Annotated in this window: 16 protein-coding genes; 12 read left to right on the plus strand and 4 right to left on the minus strand. The window is 70.8% G+C overall.

From position 1 onward, the window contains the following. Window positions 1-5 precede the first annotated feature (5 nt). Both NDAS_RS02525 and hrpA read left to right on the plus strand, forming a co-directional pair. Window positions 6-6,278: a type I polyketide synthase gene (locus tag NDAS_RS02525; RefSeq protein ID WP_013151550.1), complete on the plus strand. Its 6,273-nt coding sequence runs from the start codon at window positions 6-8 to the stop codon at window positions 6,276-6,278. A gap of 337 nt (window positions 6,279-6,615) precedes the next feature. Beyond that, the gene (hrpA, locus tag NDAS_RS02530) at window positions 6,616-10,566 is read left to right on the plus strand and encodes an ATP-dependent RNA helicase HrpA (protein ID WP_013151551.1); all 3,951 of its coding nucleotides are present in this window, start codon (window positions 6,616-6,618) and stop codon (window positions 10,564-10,566) included. Between the two features lie 75 nt (window positions 10,567-10,641). Here hrpA and NDAS_RS02535 read toward each other — a convergent pair whose 3' ends face one another. Together NDAS_RS02535 and NDAS_RS02540 are read right to left on the minus strand one after the other, a co-directional pair. Next, window positions 10,642-11,133, minus strand: a complete 492-nt coding sequence (locus NDAS_RS02535) for a GNAT family N-acetyltransferase (protein WP_013151552.1) — start codon at window positions 11,131-11,133, stop codon at window positions 10,642-10,644. 7 nt (window positions 11,134-11,140) lie between these two features. Then, window positions 11,141-11,413, minus strand: coding sequence for a type II toxin-antitoxin system TacA family antitoxin (locus NDAS_RS02540; protein ID WP_013151553.1), 273 nt, complete (start codon window positions 11,411-11,413; stop codon window positions 11,141-11,143). Window positions 11,414-11,752: 339 nt separating this feature from the next. Between NDAS_RS02540 and NDAS_RS02545 the strand changes: the two genes are divergently transcribed. Beyond that, window positions 11,753-12,850, plus strand: coding sequence for a lactonase family protein (locus NDAS_RS02545; RefSeq protein WP_013151555.1), 1,098 nt, complete (start codon window positions 11,753-11,755; stop codon window positions 12,848-12,850). Window positions 12,851-12,940: 90 nt separating this feature from the next. Here NDAS_RS02545 and NDAS_RS02550 read toward each other — a convergent pair whose 3' ends face one another. Beyond that, window positions 12,941-13,261, minus strand: a complete 321-nt coding sequence (locus tag NDAS_RS02550; RefSeq protein ID WP_232051634.1) for a hypothetical protein — start codon at window positions 13,259-13,261, stop codon at window positions 12,941-12,943. 311 nt (window positions 13,262-13,572) lie between these two features. On the opposite strand from NDAS_RS02550, the gene NDAS_RS27590 reads away from it, so the two are divergent. The 9 genes from NDAS_RS27590 to NDAS_RS28455 all read left to right on the plus strand — a co-directional run bounded on the left by NDAS_RS27590 (window position 13,573) and on the right by NDAS_RS28455 (window position 23,109). Further along, window positions 13,573-14,976, plus strand: coding sequence for a choice-of-anchor A family protein (locus NDAS_RS27590; RefSeq protein WP_013151557.1), 1,404 nt, complete (start codon window positions 13,573-13,575; stop codon window positions 14,974-14,976). Window positions 14,977-15,200: 224 nt separating this feature from the next. Next, on the plus strand, window positions 15,201-15,833 hold the full coding sequence (locus NDAS_RS02560; protein ID WP_013151558.1) for a biotin transporter BioY: 633 nt from the start codon (window positions 15,201-15,203) through the stop codon (window positions 15,831-15,833). Beyond that, entirely contained in the window at window positions 15,833-16,513 is a 681-nt protein-coding gene (locus tag NDAS_RS02565; RefSeq protein ID WP_013151559.1) for an energy-coupling factor ABC transporter ATP-binding protein, read from the plus strand. Before NDAS_RS02560 ends, NDAS_RS02565 begins: the two co-directional genes overlap by 1 nt. Beyond that, the gene (locus NDAS_RS02570; RefSeq protein ID WP_013151560.1) at window positions 16,510-17,124 is read left to right on the plus strand and encodes an energy-coupling factor transporter transmembrane component T family protein; all 615 of its coding nucleotides are present in this window, start codon (window positions 16,510-16,512) and stop codon (window positions 17,122-17,124) included. Before NDAS_RS02565 ends, NDAS_RS02570 begins: the two co-directional genes overlap by 4 nt. Window positions 17,125-17,257: 133 nt before the next feature. Further along, window positions 17,258-18,238, plus strand: coding sequence for a serine hydrolase (locus NDAS_RS02575; protein WP_013151561.1), 981 nt, complete (start codon window positions 17,258-17,260; stop codon window positions 18,236-18,238). Window positions 18,239-18,468: 230 nt separating this feature from the next. After that, window positions 18,469-20,046, plus strand: coding sequence for a recombinase family protein (locus tag NDAS_RS02580; protein WP_165435997.1), 1,578 nt, complete (start codon window positions 18,469-18,471; stop codon window positions 20,044-20,046). 945 nt (window positions 20,047-20,991) lie between these two features. Continuing rightward, on the plus strand, window positions 20,992-21,210 hold the full coding sequence (locus tag NDAS_RS02585) for a hypothetical protein (protein ID WP_013151564.1): 219 nt from the start codon (window positions 20,992-20,994) through the stop codon (window positions 21,208-21,210). 86 nt (window positions 21,211-21,296) lie between these two features. Next, the gene (locus NDAS_RS02590) at window positions 21,297-22,142 is read left to right on the plus strand and encodes a P22 phage major capsid protein family protein (RefSeq protein ID WP_167539488.1); all 846 of its coding nucleotides are present in this window, start codon (window positions 21,297-21,299) and stop codon (window positions 22,140-22,142) included. A gap of 442 nt (window positions 22,143-22,584) precedes the next feature. After that, a complete protein-coding gene (locus NDAS_RS28455) occupies window positions 22,585-23,109 on the plus strand; it encodes a hypothetical protein (protein ID WP_126625041.1) in 525 nt (174 codons plus the stop codon). A 132-nt stretch (window positions 23,110-23,241) separates the two neighbouring features. Here the strand turns inward: NDAS_RS28455 and NDAS_RS02595 are convergent, their stop codons facing one another. Further along, the gene (locus tag NDAS_RS02595) at window positions 23,242-24,447 is read right to left on the minus strand and encodes a helix-turn-helix domain-containing protein (RefSeq protein WP_013151566.1); all 1,206 of its coding nucleotides are present in this window, start codon (window positions 24,445-24,447) and stop codon (window positions 23,242-23,244) included. Window positions 24,448-24,525: the final 78 nt, after the last annotated feature.

Raw genomic sequence — 24,525 nt, forward strand, 5'->3', positions numbered from 1 at the left:
ACGCGATGCACAAGCCAGCCGACGGCCGCCCCGACGAGCGTGTGGTCCAGGCGCTGCGCGCCTCCGTCAAGGAGAACGAACGCCTGCGCGAGCAGAACCGGCGCCTGGTGGAGGCCGCGACCGAGCCGGTGGCGATCACCGGGATGGCCTGCCGCTACCCCGGCGGCGTCCAGACCCCCGAACAGCTGTGGGACCTGCTGATCGCCGAGCGGGACACCGTCTCGGCCTTCCCCGACGACCGGGGGTGGGATCTGGCGGGGCTGTTCGACGACGACCCCGACCGGCCCGGCCGCAGCTACGTGCGTGCCGCCTCCTTCCTCGACGACCCGGCCGGGTTCGACGCCGCCTTCTTCGGGATCTCCCCCAAGGAGGCCCAGGCCATGGAGCCCCAGCAGCGCCTGCTGCTGGAGTGCGCCTGGGAGGCCGTCGAGCGCGCCGGAACCGACCCCACCACGCTGCGCGGCACCCGCACCGGCGTGTTCGCCGGGGTGGTCGCCGTCCCCTACGGGCCGCGCGCGGTGGACGCCACGGACGGCAGCGAGGGCCACCTGATCACGGGCACCGCCCCCAGCGTCGCCGCGGGCCGCGTCTCCTACACCCTGGGGCTGGAGGGCCCGGCGGTCAGCTTCGACACCGCCTGCTCCTCCTCCCTGACCGCGCTGCACGCCGCCGTGGAGTCCCTGCGCCGCGGCGAGTGCGAGCGCGCCCTGGTCGGCGGGGTCAGCGTGGTCACCGACCCGGCCGTGTTCGCCGGGCTCAGCGGCCAGCGCGCGCTCTCGCCCGACGGCCGCAGCAAGGCCTTCGACGCCGCGGCCGACGGCACCGGCTGGAGCGAGGGCTGCGGAGTGCTCGTGGTGGAACGCCTCTCCGACGCCCGCCGCCACGGCCGCCCCGTCCTGGCCCTGGTGCGCGGCGTGGCCGTCAACCAGGACGGTGCCAGCAGCGGGCTCACCGCGCCCAACGGATCGGCCCAGCGCAGGGTCATCACACGGGCGCTGGAGGCCGCCGGGGTCACCGCCGACCAGGTCGACGCGGTGGAGGCGCACGGCACCGGCACCGCCCTGGGCGACCCCATCGAGGCCGAGGCCCTCATCGCCACCTACGGCAGGGCGCACACACCCGAGGCCCCGCTCCACTTGGGCTCACTCAAGTCCAACATCGGCCACACCGTCGCCGCCGCCGGGGTCTCCGGCGTCATCAAGACGGTGCTGGCGCTGCGCAACGAGACGCTGCCGCGCACCCTGCACCTGACCGAGCCCACCCCCCGAGTGAACTGGTCGGCCGGGACCGTCGTCCCGCTCACGGAGGCCCGGCCCTGGCCGCGCAGGGAGGACCGCCCCCGCCGGGCCGGAGTGTCGGCCTTCGGTATGAGCGGCACCAACGCCCACGCCGTGCTGGAGGAGGCGCCCGCGGCGGAACCCGCCCCGGCCGCCCCCGCCGACGCGCCCCCCGCCGCCAGCGACCTCGTGCCCTGGCCGGTCTCGGCGCGGGGCGCGGCCGCGCTCGCCGCCCAGGCCGCCCGTCTCGCCGACCACCTCGACGCCCACCCCGACCTCGCTCCCGCCGACGTCGGGCACACCCTGGCCACCGCCCGCGCCGACCTGCCCGACCGCGCGGTGGTCCTGTCCGCCGACACCGACGGCTTCCGCGAGGCCCTGCGCGCCCTGGCCGAGGGTCGCGACACCGCCGCCGTCGTGCGCGGGCGCGTGCGCGAACAGGCCAAGACCGCCCTGGTCTTCCCCGGCCAGGGGTCGCAGTGGATCGGCATGGCCGTGTCCCTGATGGACACCGTCCCCGAGTTCGCCGACCGGATCGACCAGTGCCAGAAGGCGTTCGCGTCCCACCTGGACTGGTCCCTGGCCTCCGTGCTGCGCGGTGAGCCCGGAGCGCCCGGTCTGGAGCGCATCGACGTGGTCCAGCCGGTGCTGTTCGCCGTGATGGTCGCCCTCGCGGACCTGTGGCGCGCCCACGGCCTACGCCCCTCGGCGGTCGTCGGCCACTCCCAGGGCGAGATCGCCGCCGCCCATGTGGCCGGGGCCCTCAGCCTGGAGGACGCCGCGCGCGTGGTCATCACCCGCAGCCGCCTGCTCACCTCCCTGGTCGGCCGGGGCGCCATGGCCACCCTGGCGCTGTCCGCCGACGAGGCCGCCAAGCGCATCGGGCCCTGGGAGGGGCAGCTCTCGGTGGCCGTCGTCAACGGACCCGGCACCGTGGTCGTGGCCGGGGACAAGCAGGCCGTCGCCGAACTGGTCGGGGACTGCGAGGCCGACGGGATCAAGGTCCGCCGCATCCACGAGGACGTCGCCGGGCACTCGCCGCACGTGGAGGCCCTGCGAGCGGACCTGGTCGCGGCGCTCGCCGGCATCCGTCCCCGGCCCACCAACCTCCCCCTGTACTCCACCGTCACCGGGGAGCGCATCGAGGGCACCGCCCTGGACGCCGAGTACTGGTACCGCAACCTGCGCCGGACCGTGCTGTTCGAGCCCGCGGTCCGCGCCCTGCACGAGGCCGGATTCACCGCGTTCGTGGAGGTCAGCAGCCACCCGGTGACCACCTACGGCATCCAGCAGACCGTGGAGGCCGCGGGCGGCGACGAGTCCGCGGTCCTGCACACCCTGCGCAGGGAGGAGGGCGGTTACGGGCACTTCCTCACCGCCCTGGCCCGGGCCCATGTGAGCGGCGTGGCCGTGGACTGGACGCGCGCCCACGCCCCCCACGCTCCCCGGGCCGTGGAACTGCCCACCTACGCCTTCCAACGCGACCGGTACTGGCTGGTCCCCGGCCGGGCCTCGGACGTGCTCGGCTCCGGTGCGGACCCGGCCGGGCACCCGCTGCTCGGTGCCGCGGTGGACCTGCCCGACGGGGAGGGACACCTGTTCACCGGCCAGCTGTCCCTGGCCACGGCACCCTGGCTCGCCGACCACGCCGTGGGCAGCACGGTCGTCCTGCCCGGCGCCGCCCACCTGGACCTGGTCCTGCACGCCGCCGAGCACGTGGGCCTGCCGAGCGTGGCCGAGCTGACCCTGCTCGCGCCCCTGGCCCTGCGCCCGGGCGCCGACACCCGGCTCCAGGTAGCGGTGTCCGGACCCGACGCCTCCGGGCGGCGCTCCGTCCGGGTGCACGCGCGTCCCGCCGACCGGTCCGACGGGTGGACCCTGCACGCCGAGGGCCTCCTCGAACCCGCCTCCGCGCCCGCACCCGGAACCGCGTCCGCCCAGACCGCCCCGCCACCGGAGGCCGAACCCGTGCCCGTGGACGGCCTGTACGCCGACCTGGCCCGCGACGGCTACGGCTACGGCCCCGCCTTCCAGGGACTGCGCGCGGCCTGGCGCGAGGGCGGACGGGTGTGGGCCGAGGCGCGCCTGCCCGACGGCCACCGCGAGGACGCCGCCGCCTTCGGCGTGCACCCCGCCCTGCTGGACGCCGCCCAGCACGCCATCGCCCTGACCGCGCCCGGGGAGAGCGGCCGGGTACGGCTGCCCTTCTCCTGGACGGGCGTGCGCCTGTACGCGTCCGGGGCCGATCACCTGCGGGTGCACGTCAGCCCGGTGGGCCCCGACGAGTACGCGCTGACCATGACCGACACCGACGGCAACCCCGTCCTGACCGCCGAGTCCCTGGCCGTGCGCCCCGTCGACGCCGCGCGTGTGGAGGAGGAGGCCAGGCGGGCCCTGCCCCGGGAGCTGTACGCCCTGGAATGGCCCACCGTGGACCTGGCCGACACCGGGCCGCTCCCGGCCCTGGCCGTCCTGGCTCCCGACACCACCGGACTGACCGAGGCGCTCGCCCGCACCGGTGCCGTCGTGCACCTGGTCACCGGCCTGGAGGAGCTGCGCGAACTGCCCGGGGAGACCGTCGTCCTGGCGCCCTTCGCCGCCGCGGTCCCGGAGGCGGGCACCGCGCGGGTGGAGACCGCCGAGGAGACGCCCGCGGCCTCGGGCGCGGGCGTCCCCGAGGACGCGGGCGCCAGTCTGCGGCGGGCGCTGGAACTGCTCCAGGAGTGGAGCGCCGACGAGGGCGCGACCGACCACCGCCTCATCGTCGTCACCCGGGGCGCGGTCGCGGTGGCCCCGGAGGAGGACGTCACCGACCTCGTCCACGCCCCGCTGTGGGGTCTGCTGCGCTCCGCGCAGGCCGAACAGCCCGACCGGTTCACCGTCGTGGACCTGGACGGTTCCGACGCCGCTGCCGCCACGCTCACGAGGGCCCTGGCCAGCGGCGAACCGCAGCTCGCGCTGCGCGGTTCCACCGCGCACGCCCCCCGCTTCACCAGGGCGCGCGTCCCGGGGGAGTCCGCCGCCCCCGACCTCGGCGGCGGAACCGTCCTGGTCACCGGCGCCACCGGCGTGCTCGGCTCGGCGGTCGCCCGCCGCCTGGTCGAGCGCCACGGCGCGCGCGACCTGCTGCTGCTCAGCCGCCGGGGCGGCGGCGCGCCCGGCGCGACCGCGCTGGTGGAGGAGCTGACCTCCCTGGGCGCACGAGCCGCGTTCGCGGCGTGCGACGTCTCCGACGCGGACGCCCTGGCCGCCGTCATCGACGCGGTGCCCGAGGAACGGCCCCTACGGGCGGTGGTGCACGTCGCCGGGGGCATCGACGACGGTGTGCTGGCCACCCTGACCCCCGAGAGCCTCGACGCGGTGATGCGGCCCAAGGCCGACGCCGCCCACCACCTGCACCGGCTGACCGAGCACCTGGACCTGGCGGCGTTCGTGCTCTTCTCCTCGGCCGCGGGCGTCCTGGGCAGCCCGGGCCAGGCCAACTACGCCGCCGCGAACACCTTCCTGGACGCCCTGGCCCACCACCGCCGCTCCCGGGGCATGGCGGCCCAGTCGCTGTCGTGGGGCCTGTGGGAACGGCTGGGCGAGGCCGGTTCGCACCTGGAGGCCGCCGACATCTCACGCCTGCGCCGTCTGGGCATGGCGCGGACCCTGGAGCAGCGGGAGGCCCTGGACCTGCTGAACGCCGCGCTGGCCTGCGGAGCGCCCCACCTGGTTCCGCTGCCGCTGGACCTGGAGGGCGTGCGCGACCGCGCCGCCCGCACCGGTCAGGTGCCGCCGCTGATGCGCGGACTGGTCCGCCAGCCCCGATACCGCGCCTCCAAGGGCGGGGCCGCCGAGGGGGCGGGCGTGTCCGCGGCGCTGGCGGCCAGCACCGGGGAGGAGCGCGAGCGCCTGCTGCTGGAGCTGGTGGGCGCGCTCACCACCGAGGTGCTGGGCCGTCCCGGGGACGAGAGCCCCGACCCCGACCAGGACTTCCTCGAGTTGGGCATGGACTCGCTCACCGCCGTGGAACTGCGCAACGAGCTGCGCGCTGCGACGGGGCTGCGTCTGACCGCGTCGGTGGTGCTGGCGCACTCCACGCCCGCCCGGCTGGCCCGCCACCTGGCCGCAGAACTTCCCGAGCCGGGGAGCGCCGCGCCGACCGCCGTCGCGGACACGGCCGGGGCCGACCCCCTGGAGGGGGCCGTGCCGCTGTTCCGCGAGTCGTGCCGCCAGGGGCGGATCGCCGACGGCATCCGCATGGTCCAGGCGGCCTCCCGCCTGCGCCCGGAGTTCACCGGTCCGGAGGACTTCGGCGCGCTGCCGCGCCCGGTCACGGTGGCCCGGGGACCGGTGCTCCCGCGCATGGTCTGCCTGCCGTCGCTGGTCATGGTGTCGGGCGTTCAGGAGTACGCGCGCTTCGGCGCGGCCCTCCAGGGGCTGCGCGAGGTCGTGGTCCTGCCCCAGCCCGGCTTCACCCCGGGGGACCCGCTGCCCCGGACCCTGGAGGCGGCCCTGGCCGTGCAGGCCCGGGCCGTGCGCGAGGTGGTCGGCGACGAACCCTACGTGCTGGTCAGCCGCTCCTCCGGCGGGTGGGTGACACACAGCGTCGCCACCCTCATGGAAGCCGGGGGGCACGCGCCCGGGGCGGTGGTCCTGATGGACACGCCCATGCCCGAGGAGCCCACCGCCTTCCCGATCATCCAGGCCGGAGTGCTGGAGCGCGAGACCCGGTTCGGGCTGATGGACGGCACCCGGGTCACCGCCATGGGACGCTACATCGGACTGTGCGCGGACTGGGAGCCCGCGCCCACCGCTGTGCCGACCCTGGCCGTGCGCCCCGGACAGCAGATGCTCGACGCCTCGGGGACGCCGATCGGCGGCCGGGACTGGCGGTTCGACTGGCCGCTGCCGCACGAGGCCGTCGACGTGGACGGCGACCACATCACCATGCTGGAGGAGCACGGGCCGGACACGGCGCTGACCGTCCACCGCTGGTTGGAGGAGCACGTCCGTTAGCGCGCGGACGGACCCGTGCCCTCCGCCGTGGGGCTTCCTGCGGCGAGGTCCGAGAGCCGACTCCGGCGAGGGCACGGGCCAGGGCCCGGGCATCACATCGGGCACGCCTTCGGCCGGTCCGCCGGGCGGCGGCGTACGGACGGGTCCCGGCGCCGCGCCGCCGGGAGGGGCGCACGCTACGGTTTTCCGCCGCGTCCGGGCCCGCGGAACAGAACTGGCCCGCCGGGCGTTGGCCGGTACGTGCCCGCGGCGCCCCTTCGCCCGCCCGCGACCGCGCGCCCACCGCGCGGACCCGGCGGCGAAAACCGGTTGCCGTCCCTCCTACCCTTGACTACTGATGAGCACCACCACGCCCGCGCCCGCCGCGGACACGCTGCGTTCCCGGCTGCGCGACCTCATGCCCTCGGACCGCCACCGGCTCCGTCGGCGTATCGACGGCCTGGCCAAGATCGGCGACGAGCGCCGCCGCGCCTCCGTCGCCGCCCAGATCTCCGGGGACGTCGACGAGGCGCTCCTGCGCGTGAACCTGCGCCGCGAGTCCGTGCCCGAGCTGAGCTACCCCGAGTCCCTGCCGGTCAGCTCCCGGCGCGACGACATCGCCGAGGCCATCCGCGACCACCAGGTCGTCATCGTCGCCGGTGAGACCGGCTCGGGCAAGACCACCCAGCTGCCCAAGATCTGCCTGGAGCTCGGGCGCGGCGTCATGGGCACCATCGGCCACACCCAGCCCCGGCGGCTGGCCGCCCGCACCGTCGCCGAGCGCATCGCCGAGGAGATCGGCACCCCGCTGGGCGAGACGGTCGGTTACAAGGTCCGCTTCACCGACTCCTCCAGCGACAGCACCCTGGTCAAGCTGATGACCGACGGCATCCTGCTCGCCGAGATCCAGCACGACCGCATGCTGCGCCAGTACGACACGCTCATCATCGACGAGGCCCACGAGCGCAGCCTCAACGTCGACTTCCTTCTGGGCTACCTCAAACAGCTGCTGCCCCGGCGCCCCGACCTCAAGGTCGTCATCACCTCGGCCACCATCGACCCCGAGCGCTTCTCCCGCCACTTCGACGACGCCCCCATCGTCGAGGTCTCCGGGCGCACCTACCCGGTCGAGGTCCGCTACCGGCCCATCTCCGAGGAGATCCTCGACCCCGAGGAGAAGAACCCGGGCGGCGGCACCGACCGCGACCAGACCCAGGCCATCCTGGACGCCGTGGACGAGCTCGGCCGCGAGGCCCCCGGCGACGTGCTGGTCTTCCTCAGCGGCGAGCGCGAGATCCGCGACACCGCCGAGGCCCTGGAGAAGAGGAAGCTCCCGGGAACCGAGGTCCTGCCGCTCTACGCGCGCCTGTCCACGAGCGAGCAGAGACGCGTGTGGTCCTCGCACAGCGGACGGCGCATCGTCCTGGCCACCAACGTCGCCGAGACCTCCCTGACCGTCCCCGGCATCAAGTACGTCATCGACCCCGGCACCGCGCGCATCTCCCGCTACTCCCACCGCACCAAGGTGCAGCGCCTGCCCATCGAGGCGGTCTCCCAGGCCTCCGCCAACCAGCGCAAGGGCCGCTGCGGCCGCGTCTCGGAGGGCATCTGCATCCGGCTGTACTCGGAGGAGGACTTCCTCTCCCGCCCCGAGTACACCGACCCCGAGATCCTGCGCACCAACCTGGCCTCGGTCATCCTCCAGATGGCCGCCCTGGGGCTGGGCGACGTCGCGGCCTTCCCGTTCGTGGACGGCCCCGACCACCGCCAGATCAAGGACGGCGTCAACCTCCTCAACGAGCTGGGCGCCCTGCACCCCGACGAGTCCGGGGGCAAACGCAGGCTCACCCCGATGGGCCGCCGCCTGGCCCAGCTGCCCATCGACCCCCGCCTGGGCCGGATGGTCCTGGAGGCCGAGGAGCGCGACTGCCTGGGCGAGGTCCTGGTCATCACCGCGGCCCTGTCCATCCAGGACCCGCGCGAGCGGCCCACGGACAAGCAGCAGCAGGCCCAGCAGGCGCACGCCAGGTTCACCGACAAGGAGTCGGACTTCCTGGCCTACCTCAACCTGTGGAACCACCTGCGCGAGAAGCAGCGGGAGCTGTCGGGCAACCAGTTCCGCAGGTTGTGCCGCGATGAGTACCTCAACTACCTGCGCGTACGCGAGTGGCAGGACATCCACGGCCAGCTCAGGCAGGTCCTGCGCTCCATGGGAGTGGAGGTGCCGCACCCCCGCGAGGAGGCCGCCGACCCCCGCGGCGTGCACATGTCCCTGCTGGCCGGACTCCTGTCGCACGTGGGCCTCAAGGACCCCGAGAAGCACGAGTACCTGGGCGGACGGGGCGCCCGCTTCGCCGTCTTCCCCGGTTCGGCGCTGTTCAAGAAGCAGCCCCGCTACGTGATGGCCGCCGAACTGGTGGAGACCTCCAAGCTCTGGGGCCGCATGGTGGCCCGGATCGAACCCGAGTGGGCCGAGGAGCTGGCCGGGGACATCGTCAAGCGCAGCTACAGCGAGCCGCACTGGGAGCGCAAGCGCGGCGCCGTCATGGCCTTCGAGCGCGTCACCCTCTACGGCGTGCCCATCGTCGTGCAGCGCAAGGTCTCCTACGGAAGGATCGACCCCGAACTGTCCCGGGAGCTGTTCATCCGCCGCGCCCTGGTCGAGGGCGACTGGGAGACCCGCCACCACTTCTTCCACGACAACCGCAAGCTCCTGGACGAGGTGGAGGACCTCGAACACCGCGCCCGGCGCCGCGACATCGTCGTGGACGACGAGACGCTGTTCCAGTTCTACGACGCCCGCCTGCCGGACTCGGTGGTCTCGGCCGCGCACTTCGACTCCTGGTGGAAGAAGGCCCGCCGCACCGAGCCCGAGCTGCTGGACTTCACCCGCGAGGAACTCATCAACGAGGGCGCGGGGGCGATCAGCGAGGACGACTACCCGGACGTGTGGCGCCAGGGCGAGTTCACCTTCCCGCTCAGCTACCAGTTCGAGCCGGGCAGCGACTCCGACGGCGTCACCGCGCGCGTCCCGGTGAAGTTCCTCAACCAGGTGGAGGACACCGGGTTCGACTGGCAGATCCCGGGTCTGCGCGACGAGCTGGTGACCGCGCTCATCCGCTCGCTGCCCAAGCCGCTGCGCCGCAACTTCGTCCCCGTCCCGGACAACGCCGCCCGCGCCCTGGCCGGGCTGGTCCCCTACGAGGGGCCGCTCACGGCGGCGCTGGCCGCCGAGCTGACCCGGATGGCGGGGGAGCGGATCGCCCCCGGCGACTTCCAGCTGGACCGGGTGCCCGACCACCTGCGCATCACCTTCCGGGCCGTGGACGACCGGGGCCGGACCCTGGCCGAGTCCAAGGACCTGGAGAAGCTGCGCGCCAAGCTCAAACCGCGCCTGCGCGAGGCCATCTCGGCCGAGGCCAAGGGCGTGGAGAAGAAGGGCCTGACCTCCTGGGACTTCGGCCCGCTGGAGCAGACCCTGGAGCGCAAGGCGCTGGGGCCCAAGGTCAAGGGCTACCCGGCGCTCGTGGACGAGGGCGACAGCGTCGCGATCCGCATCTTCGACACCCGTCCCGAACAGCGCGCCGCGATGTGGGCGGGCACCCGCCGACTGCTGCTGCTCACCGTGCCGTCCGTGGCGAACGTGGTGAGCAAGGGGCTCAACAACCCCGACAAGCTGGCCCTGGCCGACAACCCGCACGGTTCGATCCGCAGGATGCTCGACGACGCCGAGGCGGCCGCGGTCGACCACCTGCTCGCCCGCGAGGGCGGGCCGGTGTGGAACGGCGAGGACTTCGCCAAGCTCGCCGACCGGGTGCGCGCCGACCTCGGCGACACCCTGGCCGAGATCCTGGACAGGTCCGCGCGCGTCCTGGTGCTGTGGCGCAAGGTGTCCAAGAAGGTCAAGGGGACCACGTCCCTGGCGGTGCTGCCCTCGCTCAACGACGTGCAGGGCCAGCTCGGCGACCTGGTGGGCGAGGGGTTCGTGACCCGCACCGGCCTGGCCCGCCTGGACGACCTGCACCGCTACCTGCGCGGGGTGGAGTACCGGCTGAACAAGCTGCCGGAGAACCCGCGCCGCGACCAGGTGAACATGTCCAAGGTGGAGCAGATGCGCCAGGCCGTGGCCAAGCTGCGCGGGAGCCTGCCGCCCGGCCGCGCGGCCGACCCGGACGTGGCGGAGCTGCGCTGGATGCTGGAGGAGTACCGGGTGAGCCTGTTCGCGCAGGAGCTGCGCACGGCCTACCCGGTCTCGGACAAGCGCATCCTGAAGGCGGTCGAGGCCGTCAAGGCCGCCGAACGCAAGTAGGGGTCGCGGCCGTCGGGGCGTCCCGGCGGCCTACTGCGAAAGAGCCCTGCCCGGTTGACCGGGCAGGGCTCATCGTCATTCGAGCGTCTTGGCGATGTCGCTCATCTTGCGGTACAGGCGCATGCTCCCGGGGATTCCGCGGAACCCGTGTTTCTCGTAGAAGGTGTGCGCGTCCTCGTCCAGGGCGTCGACCACGAGGAACCGGACCGCGAAGACCTGGTTGCCCGCCAGCGCCCGTTCGAAGGCGTCCACCAGCAGAACCGGGCCGAGACCCTGTCCCTGGTAGCGGGTGTGCAGTGCGAGCCGCGCCAGCAGCACCGCGGGAATCCTGTGCATGCTGCCCCGCGCCAGGGTTTTGGGCAGCTCCTCCCTCTCCAGGCTCATGGAGGTGAAGGAGTAGTAGGCCGCCACCTCCGTGCTGCCCTCCTCGCACCAGACGAAGGTGGCGGCGGTGTTGTTGGCCCGGGCGTGCAGCGCGCTTCTGCGCAGCCAGGAGTCCAGTTCCTCCTTCCCGCAGGAGAAGGAGTCGGTCCGGTGCGCCCGCTGGAGGGGCTGGCAGACGAACACGTTCGGATTACCTCTTCACGATGGAACGGTGCTTGCGCACCGCGGAGGCCAGTTCCTCGATCGGCTGCGCGGGTTCCTCCAGGGACTCGACCATGGCGTCGAAGAACGCTGCGGGGACCGTCGTGGTCTGCTCGCGTTCCACGATCTCCTCGGCCGCCTCCCGGGCTACCCGGACAACGAACTTGGAAGTGGACTCGTGGCTGATACGGGCCGCCTCGAGGAGCAGGTCCTTGTCCTCGGGCGTAAGGCGGACTTCGATGCGTTCTGTGGCGGTGCTCATACGATGGGTTCCTCTGGGGTGGGCGACCTTCCGCCCAGTTGCTGTCACAGCCAGGCGGGAGTGTAACCAATTGTACGGTACTTGTACGTAACTCTCCATCGGGAAGTGGTGTTCCATGGAGTAGGCGCACCATCGCGTTCTGTTCAGGTGGCGGGCCGGAGGCAGGTTCTGCACCGTTTGGGGCAGTCTTGCGCCGGGCTGGGAAAGTACTTCGGGACACCGGGCTCGCCGGGTCCGCTCTCATAGCTGAGGATCAGGGCCTGTAGCATGCGCCGTGTGCCTCAGTGGTGTAGACCACTGTCGGGCGGACATCACAGGCGCGAGGGAAGCGAGGCCCCGGTGGGCGAATCGGCGGACAGCTCGGTGGACGGCAAACGGCTCCTGCTGGTGGGCACCTACACCCCCGACTCCGACCCTCCCGGGGAGGGCGAGGGGATCTACCGCGTCTGGTTCGACCCCATGACCGGCGAGATGACCCACGGCGGCGCCGCCGCCCGTACCCCGGGCCCCTCCTTCCTCGCCTTCCGCGAGGACCCGCCCACGGTCTACGCGGTCAACGAGCGCGAGAAGGGCACCGTCACCGCCTTCCGGATCGACGGCGCAGCCGGGCTCACCGAACTTGGCCAGTCCCCGACCGGCGGCGGGTCGCCCTGCCACGTGCTCGCGCGCGGCTCCGAACTGGCGGTGACCAACTACGCCAACGGCGTGGCCACGCTGTACGCCCTGGCCGAGGACGGCTCCCTCGACGGAACGGCGGCGGAGTTCGCGCACTCCGGAAGCGGCCCGGTCACCGACCGCCAGGAGGGGCCGCACGCGCACAGCACCGCCGCCCCCGACGACCATCACCTGCTGGTGGCCGACCTGGGCACCGACGAGCTGCGCGTCCTGCGCGGCGGCGAGGAGGTCGGCGCCGTCTCCCTGCCCCCGGGCACCGGCCCCCGGCACACGGCCGTCCTCGGCGAGTACCTCTACGTAGCGGGTGAGCTGGACTCGCGCGTGCACGTCCTGCGATGGAACCCCGACGAAGGCACCGCCGAGCACCTGGGCTCCGTCGAGGCCACCGGAGAGGAGGCCGCAGGCGAGAACTTCCCCGCCGAGATCCTCAGCAACGGCGACCACGTGTACGTGTCCAACCGGGGCGCGGACACGATCGCCACCTTCGCCGTCCGCGACGGCGGCGCCCGTCTGGAGCACGTCGCCGACACCCCGGCCGGAGGGCCGTGGCCGCGCAACTTCACCGTCGTGCGCGGCCACCGCGAGGAACCCGACCACCTGGTCGTGGCCGCCCAGAACGGCGGCTCGCTGGCCTCGCTTCTCCTGGACCCCGGCACGGGCGTCCCGGCCGACACCGGCCACCGGCTGCGCCTGCCCGTCCCCGTGTGCGTGCTCCCGGTCCCGATCACCCGCATCCGCCGCGCCGGGGGAACCCGGGGCTGACACCGCGTCCCCCGCGACGTGAGCGGGACGCCGCGCCCGCTCCCTCGCGTTGGCCGTGGCCCGGGAACACCCCTTCCCGGGCCGCGGCCGTCACCGCCTTCCACCGGCCGTGGTGTCCGCCCGTCCCCGGGAGACACACGGCCGGGGTTTCAACAGCAGCACCAGCTCCGTGTGCCGTCGCCGCGCCTGAGTCGGAACCGCCTCCACCGGCCTGCCCGGCTGTGTCCTCTCGATCTCCGCCGCCAGCTCCTGGGCGGTGTCACCGCTCAGCATCACCATGCGGCCGGTGTGCGCCGCCCAGTACTGGCCGGTCGCGTTGCCGTGCCACACCGTCCACCCCCGCTTGCGGTAGGTGGCGCGTAGGCGCCCCACCTCCTGGGGGACGGAGGCCTCCACGGTCTCCAGGGTCATGACCGCGCCCATCCTGCACCGCCTTCCAGAACCCGTAGTGCCTTCCGCAGCTCCCCGGCGCCCGCGCACACGACCAGTCCGGGCACGTTCCATCGCAGTTCGAAGAACATCCCAGGTCCGCGCGGGGATTGGAAGCTCCCCCACCGAGAGGCGGAAGCGTTCGCCAGAAGCGGGCCGTGCCCGCTCCCGGAGCGGCTGCCGGGGGTGACGCACCGGAGGGGGCGGCCCCTATCCGCCGATGGGGAACCGTTGACGTTTTCCCCTCGGTCCCGCCGTGCCTTCCCACTTACGGACCACGGCATAGTCACAATGTGTGCATTATTGATAACGCAAAGCTTACGCGCCGGTCGGTCCCGAGGAGGACCGGCCGGACCTTCCTGGTCACAGCCGCCACCCTGGCCCTGGCGGCGGGCGCCCTGTCGACCGCCCCGGGGTTCCGGGGCTGGTGGGCCCCGGCCCCCGCCTCCGCTGCCGTCACGGTCAACCCCGTCGCCCCCGCACTCGGGTTCAACGCCATCTCCGAGGGCGACACCTACCTGGCCGGGACCGAGTCCGAGGGTCCGATCGCGGTCGGCGGCGACCTGTCCTTCGGCCGCGACTACCGGGTGCGGATCCACAACGACGGCACCTTCACCGACACGGGGGAGAGCAACCCCGTGGCGCTGCTGGTCCAGGGCGAGGTGGACTTCGAGGACAGCGATCCGCAGGGTGTGCTCAGCATCCCCACGGGCGCCTACGTCAAGATCGGCGACCTCGACGACGCCGACGTCTACACCACCGACCTCAACAACGCCTCGGCCAACACCCGGATCGTCCCCCAGGGCGCCGGTTACGAGGGCTATCCGCGGGTCCAGCTCAGCACCATGCAGCCCGCCGACTCCGTGGGACCGGCGCCGGACCTGATCGACTTCGAGGAGGCCTTCTCCGCCTTCCGCTCCTACTCGTCCGGGTTCGCGCTCTGCTCCACCACGGCCACGCTGACCACCCCCAACGGCGACCCGATCGACCCGGACGCCATCCCCGAGGGCGCGGACCTGCACGTCAGCCTCACCCCCGGAGAGCAGAACGTCCTCAACCTCACCGCCGAGGAACTGAACTCGCTCTCCCAGCTGACCTTCGACGACCCGCCGAGCCAGGACACCCCGCTGATCATCAACGTCGACACCTCGGGCGTCGGCGGCGACTTCACGTGGGAGGGCCCCACCGGCGCCGGGTTGAGCTCCTCCACGGCCCCCTACACCCTGTGGAACTTCTCCGACGCCCGGACGGTCACCATCCCCGTGGGCACCGACAGCATCGAGGGCACCGTCTACGCCCCGAACGCCGCGGTCAACCACTACTCCTCGGCCAACATCGAGGGAACGGTGGTCGCCCGCGAGTTCACCCAGGACGTGGGCGGCCCGCGTGAGAGCCAGCGTGACACACGCGTCGTCCGGCCCTTCGAACTGCACTACCACCCGTTCGACGCCGAGCTGACCACGTGTGACGCCGGTCCGTCGCCGGACCCGGACGAGCCCACGGACCCGGATGAGCCCACGGACCCGGATGAGCCCACGGATCCGGACGAGCCCACGGACCCGGACGAGCCCACCGACCCCGACGAGACGGACGACCCCGACGAGACGGACGACCCCGACGAGCCCGGGGACCCGGACGAGCCCGGCCGTCCGGACGAGACGGACGACCCCGACGACCCGGCCCCGGGCTACCGGTAGGGGACACCGGGCGATCGGGGACACCGGCCGCCCGGGCCCTACCCCTCCGGGGAGGCCGCGCGGGTCCGCGGGGCGGGGTGAACCCCGCCCTGTGACCCGCGTCTCAGGCGACCCCCTACAACCCCGGGGCCCGCAGAACTGTGCGCCCCGGCCTTCGTCCTGGTCACCGCCATAACGGACAATGGGCAAAGATCCGCCTCCGCGACCTCCCGAGGGAACCGCCCATGCCCACGACCAGGACCAACATCCGCCACAGGGGCCTGACCGCCCGCGACCTCGCGCTCATCGCCGTGTTCGCCGGGCTCATCGCCGCCCTCAGCGTCACGGTCGCCATCCCGCTGCCGTTCTCGCCGGTGCCCATCACCCTCCAGACCCTGGGCATCATGCTCGCCCCCAGCCTCCTGGGCTGGAAGCGCGGCCCCCTCGCCGTGGCGGCCTTCATCGTGCTCGGCCTGGCCGGGCTCCCGCTCTTCGCGGGCGGCATGGGCGGCGTCGGCGTCCTGGCCCGGCCCTCGGCCGGGTTCATCGTCAGCTGGGTCTTCGCCGCCCTGGTCATCGGCCTGCTCACCGACCTCATGGTCCGCGGCTCCCGGGGGCGCTACCGGTTCTGGGCGGGCCTGGGGATCAACGTCGTCGGCGGCATCCTCGTCATCTACGCCATCGGCGTCCCCTGGATGGCCGTCGTCATGGGCGACGGGGTCCTGGCCGCCGCCTACTCCATGGTGGCCTTCCTGCCGGGCGACCTGGTCAAGGCCGTGGTCACCGCGCTCATCGCCAGCGCCGTCTACCGCGCCTACCCCATCCCGCCCGCGGGCCGCCCCGTCGTGGAGGCCGGTACCGGCCGCGGGGAATCCTGATGCTGCGCCTGGAGGGCGTCTCCCACTCCTACGACGACCGCGCCGTGCTGCGCGACGTCACCCTCGACCTCGCCGAGCACCGCATCGGCGTGATCGGGGCGAACGGATCGGGCAAGTCCACGCTCGCCCGCACCCTCAACGGCCTCGTCGTCCCCGACGAGGGCCGTGTGACGCTGGGGGAGTGGGACACCCGGCGCCACGCCAAGCAGATCCGGCGCAGGGTCGGCTTCGTCTTCTCCGACGCCGCCAACCAGATCATCATGCCCACCGTCGCCGAGGACGTGGAGATCGGCCTGCGCTCCCTGCGTCTGGGCCGCGAGGAGACCGCCCGCCGGGTGGAGGCGGCCCTGGTCCGCTACGGGCTCGACGGCCACCGCGACCACCCCGGCCACCTGCTCTCGGGTGGGCAGAAGCAGCTCCTGGCCCTGGCCTCGGTACTGGTCACCGAGCCCGAGGTGCTGGTCTGCGACGAGCCCACCACCCTGCTCGACCTGCGCAACACCCGCATCGTGCACCGGACCCTGGACGGCCTGGACCAGCAGGTCGTCCTGTTCACCCACGACCTCGACCTCCTCGACGGCTTCGACCGGGTCCTGGTCATGGACGCGGGCCGGGTGGTCTTCGACGGTGTTCCCGACGACGCCGTGCCCCACTACACCAAGCTCATGGACGAGCGGTGAGCGCGGTCGGCCTCTACGTCCCCGGCGCCGGGTTCCTGTACCGGGTCCCGGCCGGGGCCAAGCTCCTCGCGCTGCTGCTGGTCGGCGTCGGCCTCGTCGTCTGGGGCGGTCCCCGGGTCGCCGTCGGCGCCCTGGCCGCCGCGCTCGCCGTGTACCCGCTGGCCGGTCTCCCGCTGGGGCGGGCCTGGTCGGCGCTGCGCGCGCTGTCGCCGTTCCTGCTGGCCATCGGCCTGTTCCAGGTCCTGTTCGCGGACTGGCAGACGGCCCTGCGCCTGTGCGCGCAGCTGGCCGCGCTCGTCCTGTTCGCCAACCTCGTCACGCTCACCACCCGCGTGCGCGCGATGCTCGACCTCTTCGAACGCATGGCCCGCCCGCTCAGGCACGTCGGCGCCAACCCCGACCGCGTCGCCCTCGTCCTGGCGCTCACCGTCCGCTCCATCCCGATGGCCGCCTCCGCCTGGCAGGCCGCACGCGAGGCCTACCGCGCGCGGGGCCTGTCCGGCCGCCCCCACCTGCTCGTGGTCCCGGTCATCGTCCAACTGCTGCGGATGGCCGACGCGACGGGGGAGGCCCTGGTGGCCCGGGGTATCGACGAGGACACCCACCGCTGAGGATTCGCCCGCGGAAGCGGACGAAAAGAAGGGCCCGGGTACCGATTCGGTATCGAGATGTTCGTATTCGCGACATTTCATTGAATAATGGCGGTACTTCAGCCCATCCGCGTGTCAGCGAACCGGTGATAGCGTGCCCCGGCATCCCCCCGCCGACACCCGAGCCCGGTCCGTCGCCGTCGTGGCGGCCGTCCTCGCGGTGCTCATGGCCTTCACCCTGCCCGGCGCCACCCCGGCCTCCGGGGCCGTCCCGCCCGGCCCGGACCCCGCTCTGTCCCGGTCGCCGGTCTCCAGGGACGCGTTCCCCCCGGCGCCCTTCGCTCCCGTTGACGCGCCCGCCACCGGAGGGCGGGGCCTCACACCGGTCCAGCGCGAGGAACTCACCGAGCGCATCGGGGCGATCGGGGAGGAGCACCCGGCCGACTTCGCGGTCGCCGTGCAGGACCTGCGCACCGGCGCCACCTTCAGCCACGGCGCCCACCGGCAGTTCCCCACCGCGAGCGTGGCCAAGCTGACCATCCTCACCATGCTGCTGCTGCGCGCCGAGGAGGAGGGCCGCGACCTCACCGGGGCCGAGCGCGCACAGGTCTCGGCCATGATCCGCCACAGCGACAACGAGGTCACCGACGGCCTGTACTCGCGGATCGGGTTCACCGACGGCTTCGTCGAGGGCGCCCGGACGCTGGGCTTCACCGACACCGACCCCCATCCCCGAGGCAGGTGGGGCGCCACCATGACCACCGCCGCCGACCAGGTGCGGCTGCTGCGCGCCCTGTACTGCGACGGGAGCCCGCTGGCGGAGGAGGACCGGGCCTACGCGCGCGGGCTGATGGAGTCCGTCGCCGCCGAGCAGTCCTGGGGGATCTCGGCCAGCGCGGGCCCCGCCGACACCGTCGGGCTCAAGAACGGGTGGACCCCGCGCGAGGCCAACGGCGGCCTGTGGAACGTCAACAGCGTCGGCTACGTGGCCGGACCCGGGCGCGAGTACCTGATCGCGGTCCTGACCGACGGCAGTCCCGACTACACCGCAGGCGTCACCCTTGTGGAGGAGGTGGCGGCCACGGTCACGGCGGCGATGGAGGAGGCCCGCGCCGCTGGGCCCCCGGACGAGTGACCGCCCCGGGCTCCGGCCCACGTGTGTGCCCCGCCCGGAGGGCTCCGGACGGGGCACACGGGGTTCCCCGGGCGGCCGGGCCCTTTGCGAACCCGCCTCACCCACGGGGGTCGGTCCGGGCGTCCGAACACGGGACGGGGCGGAGCGCAGGCCCGGAGCGTACTGCCTAGTCCAGCGGACCGCCGATGGTGCACTATGTACCAACCAAGCGGGCCGGTAGCCTCCGAACCATGGGAGCGGTTGCATTGGGCCAGCTAAGAGCGGTTGTCGCCGTGCGGTTGAGCGACTTCACCGACACGTCCACGTCCCCCGAACGGCAGACGGACGCGGGGAACGAGGCCGCGCGGGACCTAGGGGCCCGTGTCGTCGGCTATCCGGTGGACCTGGACGTGTCCGCGTCCAAGACGACGCCGTGGGAGCGGCCCCAACTCGCCGAGTGGCTGAACAAGCCGGACGAGTTCGACGTCCTCATCTGGTGGCGCATGGACCGCGCGGTTCGGTCCATGGCGGACATGTCCGCGTTGGGCCACTGGGCACGGGAGCACAACAAGCGGCTCGTGTTCGCGGAGGGCCCGACCGGGGGCCGCCTGGAACTCGACATGGGTTCCGCTACCGGGGAACTCATGGCGATTCTCATGGCGTTCGCCGCACAGATGGAAGCGCAAGCCATCCGGGAGCGCGTTACCGGTTCCCGTGCACAGCTCCGCCGAACGGGCCGTTGGGGCGGAGGACAACCGCCGTACGGGACGCAGCCCATCCCGAACCCGGACGGGCCCGGCGTCGTGTTGGGTGAAGACGCCGACGCCGTCCAGGTCCTCCGCTACGGTCAGAAGCTTCTACACGCGGGTATGCGGCCCCACCCGATCGCGGAGCACCTAAACGGCATGGCCATCCCCAACGCTACGCGGCACTTCGCATTGAAGGCCGGGACGAGCACGGACAAGGCGGGGAACTGGACGGGATTCGCGTTCAAGAAGATCATGCGTAACCCCGCGTTGCTCGGATACGCCGTCCACGGCGGGACTATCGTCCGCGACGAACGAGGGGAACCGGTCATCGTTGGGCCGGAGATCTTCACCCGAGAGGAGTTCGACGCTGTCGGCGTGATCCTGGACGAGATGGAGAATCCCAACGCGGACAAGCGGCCCCGGAAGGACTCCGGAAGTCGGATGCTCAACGTTGGGTTCTGCGGAGGCTGTGGCGGGAAGCTGTACCCCACCAAGCCCACCAAGAAAGCCGCACGGCGGTACATGTGCCGGAAGGCTTCCGCTGGCGTCAAGTGCGCGCGGCCCGTCTCCATCCGCGCGGATTGGCTGGAGGACTACGCCGAACGCGAGTTCTTGAAGCGGTTCGGCCGTATGGACGTCGTCCGCGTCGTCTCGCACGGCGGGTACGACCCGGGGCCGGAGATGGACGAGGTCACGCGAGAGCTCCGCGTCATGATCGCGCGGCTTACGGAGGCCAAGACGCGGACCACACAAGCCGTGTGGCAAGAGCGCGTGGACGCCCTGGAAGCGCGCGCGGCCACGCTGGAAGCCACGCCCGTTACGGAGCCCTACGAAGAGCAGATACCGACGGGGGAGAAGTACGCCGCTATGTGGCACAACGCCGACGACATGGGCAAGCGGCGCATGATGCAAGACGCGGGCGTGCGCATCGTTGTTCAGCGCAAGGCTCCGGCGGAAGGCAAGACGCGTACCGGCCGCGTGACGCGGCTAGATGAGTCGCTGCTGAGTTTCGACGTGGCTACCAACCGCGACCCGGTAGCGGACGCGGAGGCGGAAGCGTTGTACCAAGCCACGTCCTAACGCCCCTCGTCCTCTCCGGGCCCTCGTTCCCCTCCGCATCACGGGGGCGGGGGCCCTTGTCATGTCCGGGCCGTCCCTATCCATGCCGTGGAGTGGCCCCGGAGCGTCCGCCGGAGCGGGTCCGGAAGGAAGCCGAAACCTCCGCTCCGGCGGCCGTGGAGCCGGAAGTGTTCCACGCGGAGGAGGCGGCGGAGTAGTCCGCCCTCCGGGCCCTCCTGACGTCCAGGGTGACGAAGTGACGTTTTAGACGTCGTTTCGGTATTCCTTAAGAGTTTTCTATAGGAAACAAGAAACATCCTTCAAAACGTCACTTCGTCACCGACGCGGCCCGCTCTCCGCGAACCTCGTCCCGCGTCCCGTCCAGCACGGCCCCGGGGGCGTCCACGCGGACCGCTCTGCCCTCGTCCCGAGAACGACCACGAGCCGGGCCCTCCGTGTGACGCCCCGGAGACGCCGAGCGTGGCCCATGCCAGCACGCGTAGGGGCATGGTTAGCCCCTGCACTCTCTGTACAGCTTCACAATGGACGCTAGTGACCTTTTGCCTCCGGCTTCGACTTGGGGGAAGGGTCGCGCGATTCTAAGCCGCCTGCGTCCATTTGAGCGCTTTTGCGTGGAGCCACCCCGGACGCCGCCCGCCTCGTCCTCCGGAGCGGCCCCGTGAACGGTCCGGAGCTTCGGCGGAGGCTACGGGCCGTCTCGTCCGCAATCACCGGGACACACAACTCCGTCGGGCAACTTTCCGCCCGGCAACCTAGGTGATCCATGGAGCGATTCATGTCTTTTGAGCAGTACACGCGCGTCCTGGATGCACTCACTTATGCCGTTCACGCCACCGCCCACCGACGGGACCCGAAGAACACCGCTGTGTTCATCGCTACCCGTGACGCGTTCGCGGCCCTGTACCCGGAGCACCGGGACGCCTATGTTCCCACCGGGGACCGCTAATGTTCGCTTCCTTTGGCCAGCCCGGCCACGTGACGACCGCAATTGACAAAGAGCTCAACACGCTTCCGTCGGAGCTGGAAAAGCTGGCAACGGACGGGGATATCTCCGAACTTAAGCGCGTCGCCACCGCACTTAACAAGCGGTTCATGGAACGGCAGATGAAAGAAGATCCCCGTGTCCTCGTCTCCGCGATCATGAAGGCCAAAAACGGCAAGTAAGCCGACCCTTTTCTAGCTTCCGGCGCACGGCGCACCCGTGGCGCTTTTTCTATTTCTGGAGTACATATATGGCTCACACTATCCAGGTGTCCGACGTTATTAACGCGTCGCTCGGTCTGGTCGAAGCCGAAAGCGTTCTCGGTAATCTCGTTTACCGTGACGCGGAGGCGGGATTCACCGGCGGAGTCGGGGACACCGTCCGCGTGCGCGTGCCTAACGTGATCGACGCTCAGAACGGGGCCGGACAGGCCACGGTGTTCTCTGACATCGCGGAGGGAGCCGTGCCCGTTACTCTTACAGACGAGGCATATTCCGCCGTCAAGCTCTCGGACAAGGAACTTTCCCTAGACATCGTGAATTTTGGTGCTCAGGTTCTCCAGCCTCAGGCGGCGGGCGTTGCGAAGTACTGCGAAAAGGCTATCGCGGGCGTGATGAACGCTCAGGTCAACGACGCGGCGAACACCAAAACCATTAACCCGGATGCCCCGCTTTCCGCGATTGCTAGGGCAGCGGCGGAATTCACGCGTCGTGAGCTTCCGATGAATGGTCGTATTCTGGTGATCGGCCCGGAGATGCTGGAGGCTTTTCTTAACCTTCCCGCTCTCCAGGATGTAGCATCCGCCGGGGCGGACGAGGCCCTTAGGGGCGGAGAGCTCACCAGGCTTATGGGTTTCTCTGTCCGCGTCTCTCCTTACACGGATGGGGCTGTGGCTTTCACTCGTGAGGCTTTCACGCTAGCGTGCCGCGCACCGCTCCCTCCGGAGGGAGCCGGGTTCGCGGAGACGCGCGCTCACAACGGCTACGCGCTCCGCTATCTCCGCGATTTCGACATTTCCGTCCGCGCGGATGTCTCTCTCATGGGGACTTTTGTTGGCGCGGGAAAGATGGACGATCGTCGCTTTATGGCTTTCAAGGTTGCCATGTCCGCCTAGTCGTTCGCGAACAGTTCTGCATCAGTCCAGGGATATTCTCCTAGGTATTTTCTTATTTGGTCCTGGAGCTCTCTTGTCTGATATGAGTTACGCGAACGCACGGCGAGAGAAACGAGCACGTGAACCGGAGCGACACCCGCGCGGATGATCAGCGACGTTTCCCCTGGTCAGGGTGGGGAGGACCCCCAAACCTCGGGGGCTATGCTCCGGCGGGGGATAGCGATCCTGTCGCCGTACGGGTCTGAGGTTTTTACTTAGGCGCGTGACTAGCGCGAACATGCGGGCGTATGCGCGTGCAACGCGGGCGCGCACGAGGAATGGTGTTGATTTGCCCTTTCATGTTCCCTTATCTACTTTCAATAGTTTTGCCCTGAAAGCATCTCTTGTCGTGTCCTATGCGCGTATTTAGATGGCCTGATGAAATCATTGCTATGCTGTCTCCATGGGTAACTACGTGAGGGACGTGAACAGCGGAACCGTCGTTCAGGCGCACAAGATCGATACTTTGGTTGTCGGGGGTGAAGAGTCGCCGAAGATTGATTTGCTTGGGGGGCATCTTTCGCGACATGGGGATTGGAAGGGAGTTCCATTTGGGCAGGCGATTAAGGGTTGGCAGGTGGTTCAAGGAGACTTGAACCCGGCTCTCGTTATCAAGGTGGCAAATCCAACATCGCGTTCAATTTTTGTAGAGCAAGTTAGTATTGATATTGCCCAGGATGGCGACTTTGATCGCTATGTGCCGCACTTTCTTTCTGATTTCGAGCATCCATGGTTCCCGCGTCCAGTCAAACGAGAGATTCCTTCTCGGCGGGGTGATTCTTGGTTGGTGAATCTCAAATTGTTTGGTGATATGGTTCGGTTGCTGATGGGTGATCCAGAGTGGCCAATTTTTCATGTTCGGGCGAGGGCTGTAACGGAAGACGGTAGGCGGCTGGAGGATTCCTGGAGCAGATTTCCTCCGAAATGATCTAAAGTCACGAATATTCTTAGTGTTTCAATGTTTTGGATGTTGTTTAAGTTTCGTGAACTTCGCCTTATTTGGCACGCCGGGGCACCCCGAAAGCCCATTTCTTCATGCTTGGTAATTGTTTAGCGCTGTTCAAGCCGGACCGACGCTGTCCAGCACTTCCCGGACCTCCGGGACGTCTGGGAAGTCGGCAAGTCGCGACAGCACGACACGGACCCGGTCCGATGTCCGCGCGGATGCCACGTCTCCGGATAGTTCGATCACGCGGGCCGCGACGCGTGCGGCCTCTTCTGGTTCGTTCGCGTCCGCGTAGGCCACGGCAAGCCACGATTCATACAAAGCCCGCTCTCTTGTGGACGTGGCCGGGTATTCACGGAGGACACGAGAGAGCAGGGGAACCGCGCGCAGGGGACGGCGGAGTTCCGTGTAGACGCGGGAATCCATGACCTCTAGTTCCGCCTCGTTCACCCAGTAAGCCCACTCCGGAGTGTCCCCGCTGTCCTCCGCTAGTGCCTCGTGGGCGGCCCCCAACGACCGCATAGCGGCTTGCGCGTCCCCGGCTTGTGTATGGGCCCACGCGGCCCGGTCATGGAACAGTGCCCGCGTCTTCCCGGGAGCGTCCGGTCCCGCCTCCGCCACGGCCGCGACCGACAGCGCGGCCCCATCGGCAACACGTCCGTTGTTCACCAAGTGGTAGCCGAGAGACCCGGCAAGCTGCGCGGCCAACGGGCCGTCCCCGGCTTCCCGTGCCGCGTCCAGCCCAAGCCGATAGGCCCCCTCCGCCCGGGAGTCCGCCGCGTCGCTGGCAATCCATCCGGCTATCTGCGCGAGTTCACCAACCGCCCGGAGTAGTTCCCGCCGGACCTCGTCCGTGTGCGTCGATTCCCGGAGGACGCGAACGGCCGCGTCCAGTTCCCGGAAGGCCGGACCGATCAAATCGCCTCCGGCTAGAACGTCGTCGGCAAGCCGCAGACCGTGCGCACGGGTCGCCAGATCATCCGCCGTCGTCTGCCCCACCCTCCGGCCTGCTCGGGCCTGTAGCGGCGCGACAGCCTCCCCCGGAGGCAAGAGAGACGCCAGCGTTTCCGCAACCGGAAAGGGCTCCGGCTCCGTGACCGTAGCCCGTTCCAACGTCTCCCGGGAGACGTCCAGAACCTCCGCGAGGTAGGGAAGCCACGCACGCGGGACACGCTTCCCCCGCTCCCACCGCGACACATCGTGTCGGGTCACCGTTGGACGTCCCGACACGTCACACAGCGCTTCCGCCAACCGCGCTTGCGACCAACCACGCGCGGACCGGAGTTCACGGAGCACCAGACGGAACGGTTTGGGGGCCATGCCGCCATTGTGAACCACTGGCCCACAGCAGGGCTCACACCTGGGCTACTCCGTGGAATCTCTTGTGGCGAAACGCTG

Origin of the sequence: Nocardiopsis dassonvillei subsp. dassonvillei DSM 43111 (assembly GCF_000092985.1) — a bacterium.
GTDB lineage: Bacteria > Actinomycetota > Actinomycetes > Streptosporangiales > Streptosporangiaceae > Nocardiopsis > Nocardiopsis dassonvillei.

Coding starts and splice junctions, on each gene's coding strand:
- NDAS_RS02525 (WP_013151550.1), top strand. CDS start 6: ATGCACAAGCCAGCCGACGGCCGCCCCGACGAGCGTGTGGTCCAGGCG.
- hrpA (WP_013151551.1), top strand. CDS start 6,616: ATGAGCACCACCACGCCCGCGCCCGCCGCGGACACGCTGCGTTCCCGG.
- NDAS_RS02540 (WP_013151553.1), bottom strand. CDS start 11,413: ATGAGCACCGCCACAGAACGCATCGAAGTCCGCCTTACGCCCGAGGAC.
- NDAS_RS02550 (WP_232051634.1), bottom strand. CDS start 13,261: ATGACCCTGGAGACCGTGGAGGCCTCCGTCCCCCAGGAGGTGGGGCGC.
- NDAS_RS02560 (WP_013151558.1), top strand. CDS start 15,201: ATGCCCACGACCAGGACCAACATCCGCCACAGGGGCCTGACCGCCCGC.
- NDAS_RS02565 (WP_013151559.1), top strand. CDS start 15,833: ATGCTGCGCCTGGAGGGCGTCTCCCACTCCTACGACGACCGCGCCGTG.
- NDAS_RS02580 (WP_165435997.1), top strand. CDS start 18,469: ATGGGAGCGGTTGCATTGGGCCAGCTAAGAGCGGTTGTCGCCGTGCGG.
- NDAS_RS02585 (WP_013151564.1), top strand. CDS start 20,992: ATGTTCGCTTCCTTTGGCCAGCCCGGCCACGTGACGACCGCAATTGAC.
- NDAS_RS28455 (WP_126625041.1), top strand. CDS start 22,585: ATGGGTAACTACGTGAGGGACGTGAACAGCGGAACCGTCGTTCAGGCG.
- NDAS_RS02595 (WP_013151566.1), bottom strand. CDS start 24,447: ATGGCCCCCAAACCGTTCCGTCTGGTGCTCCGTGAACTCCGGTCCGCG.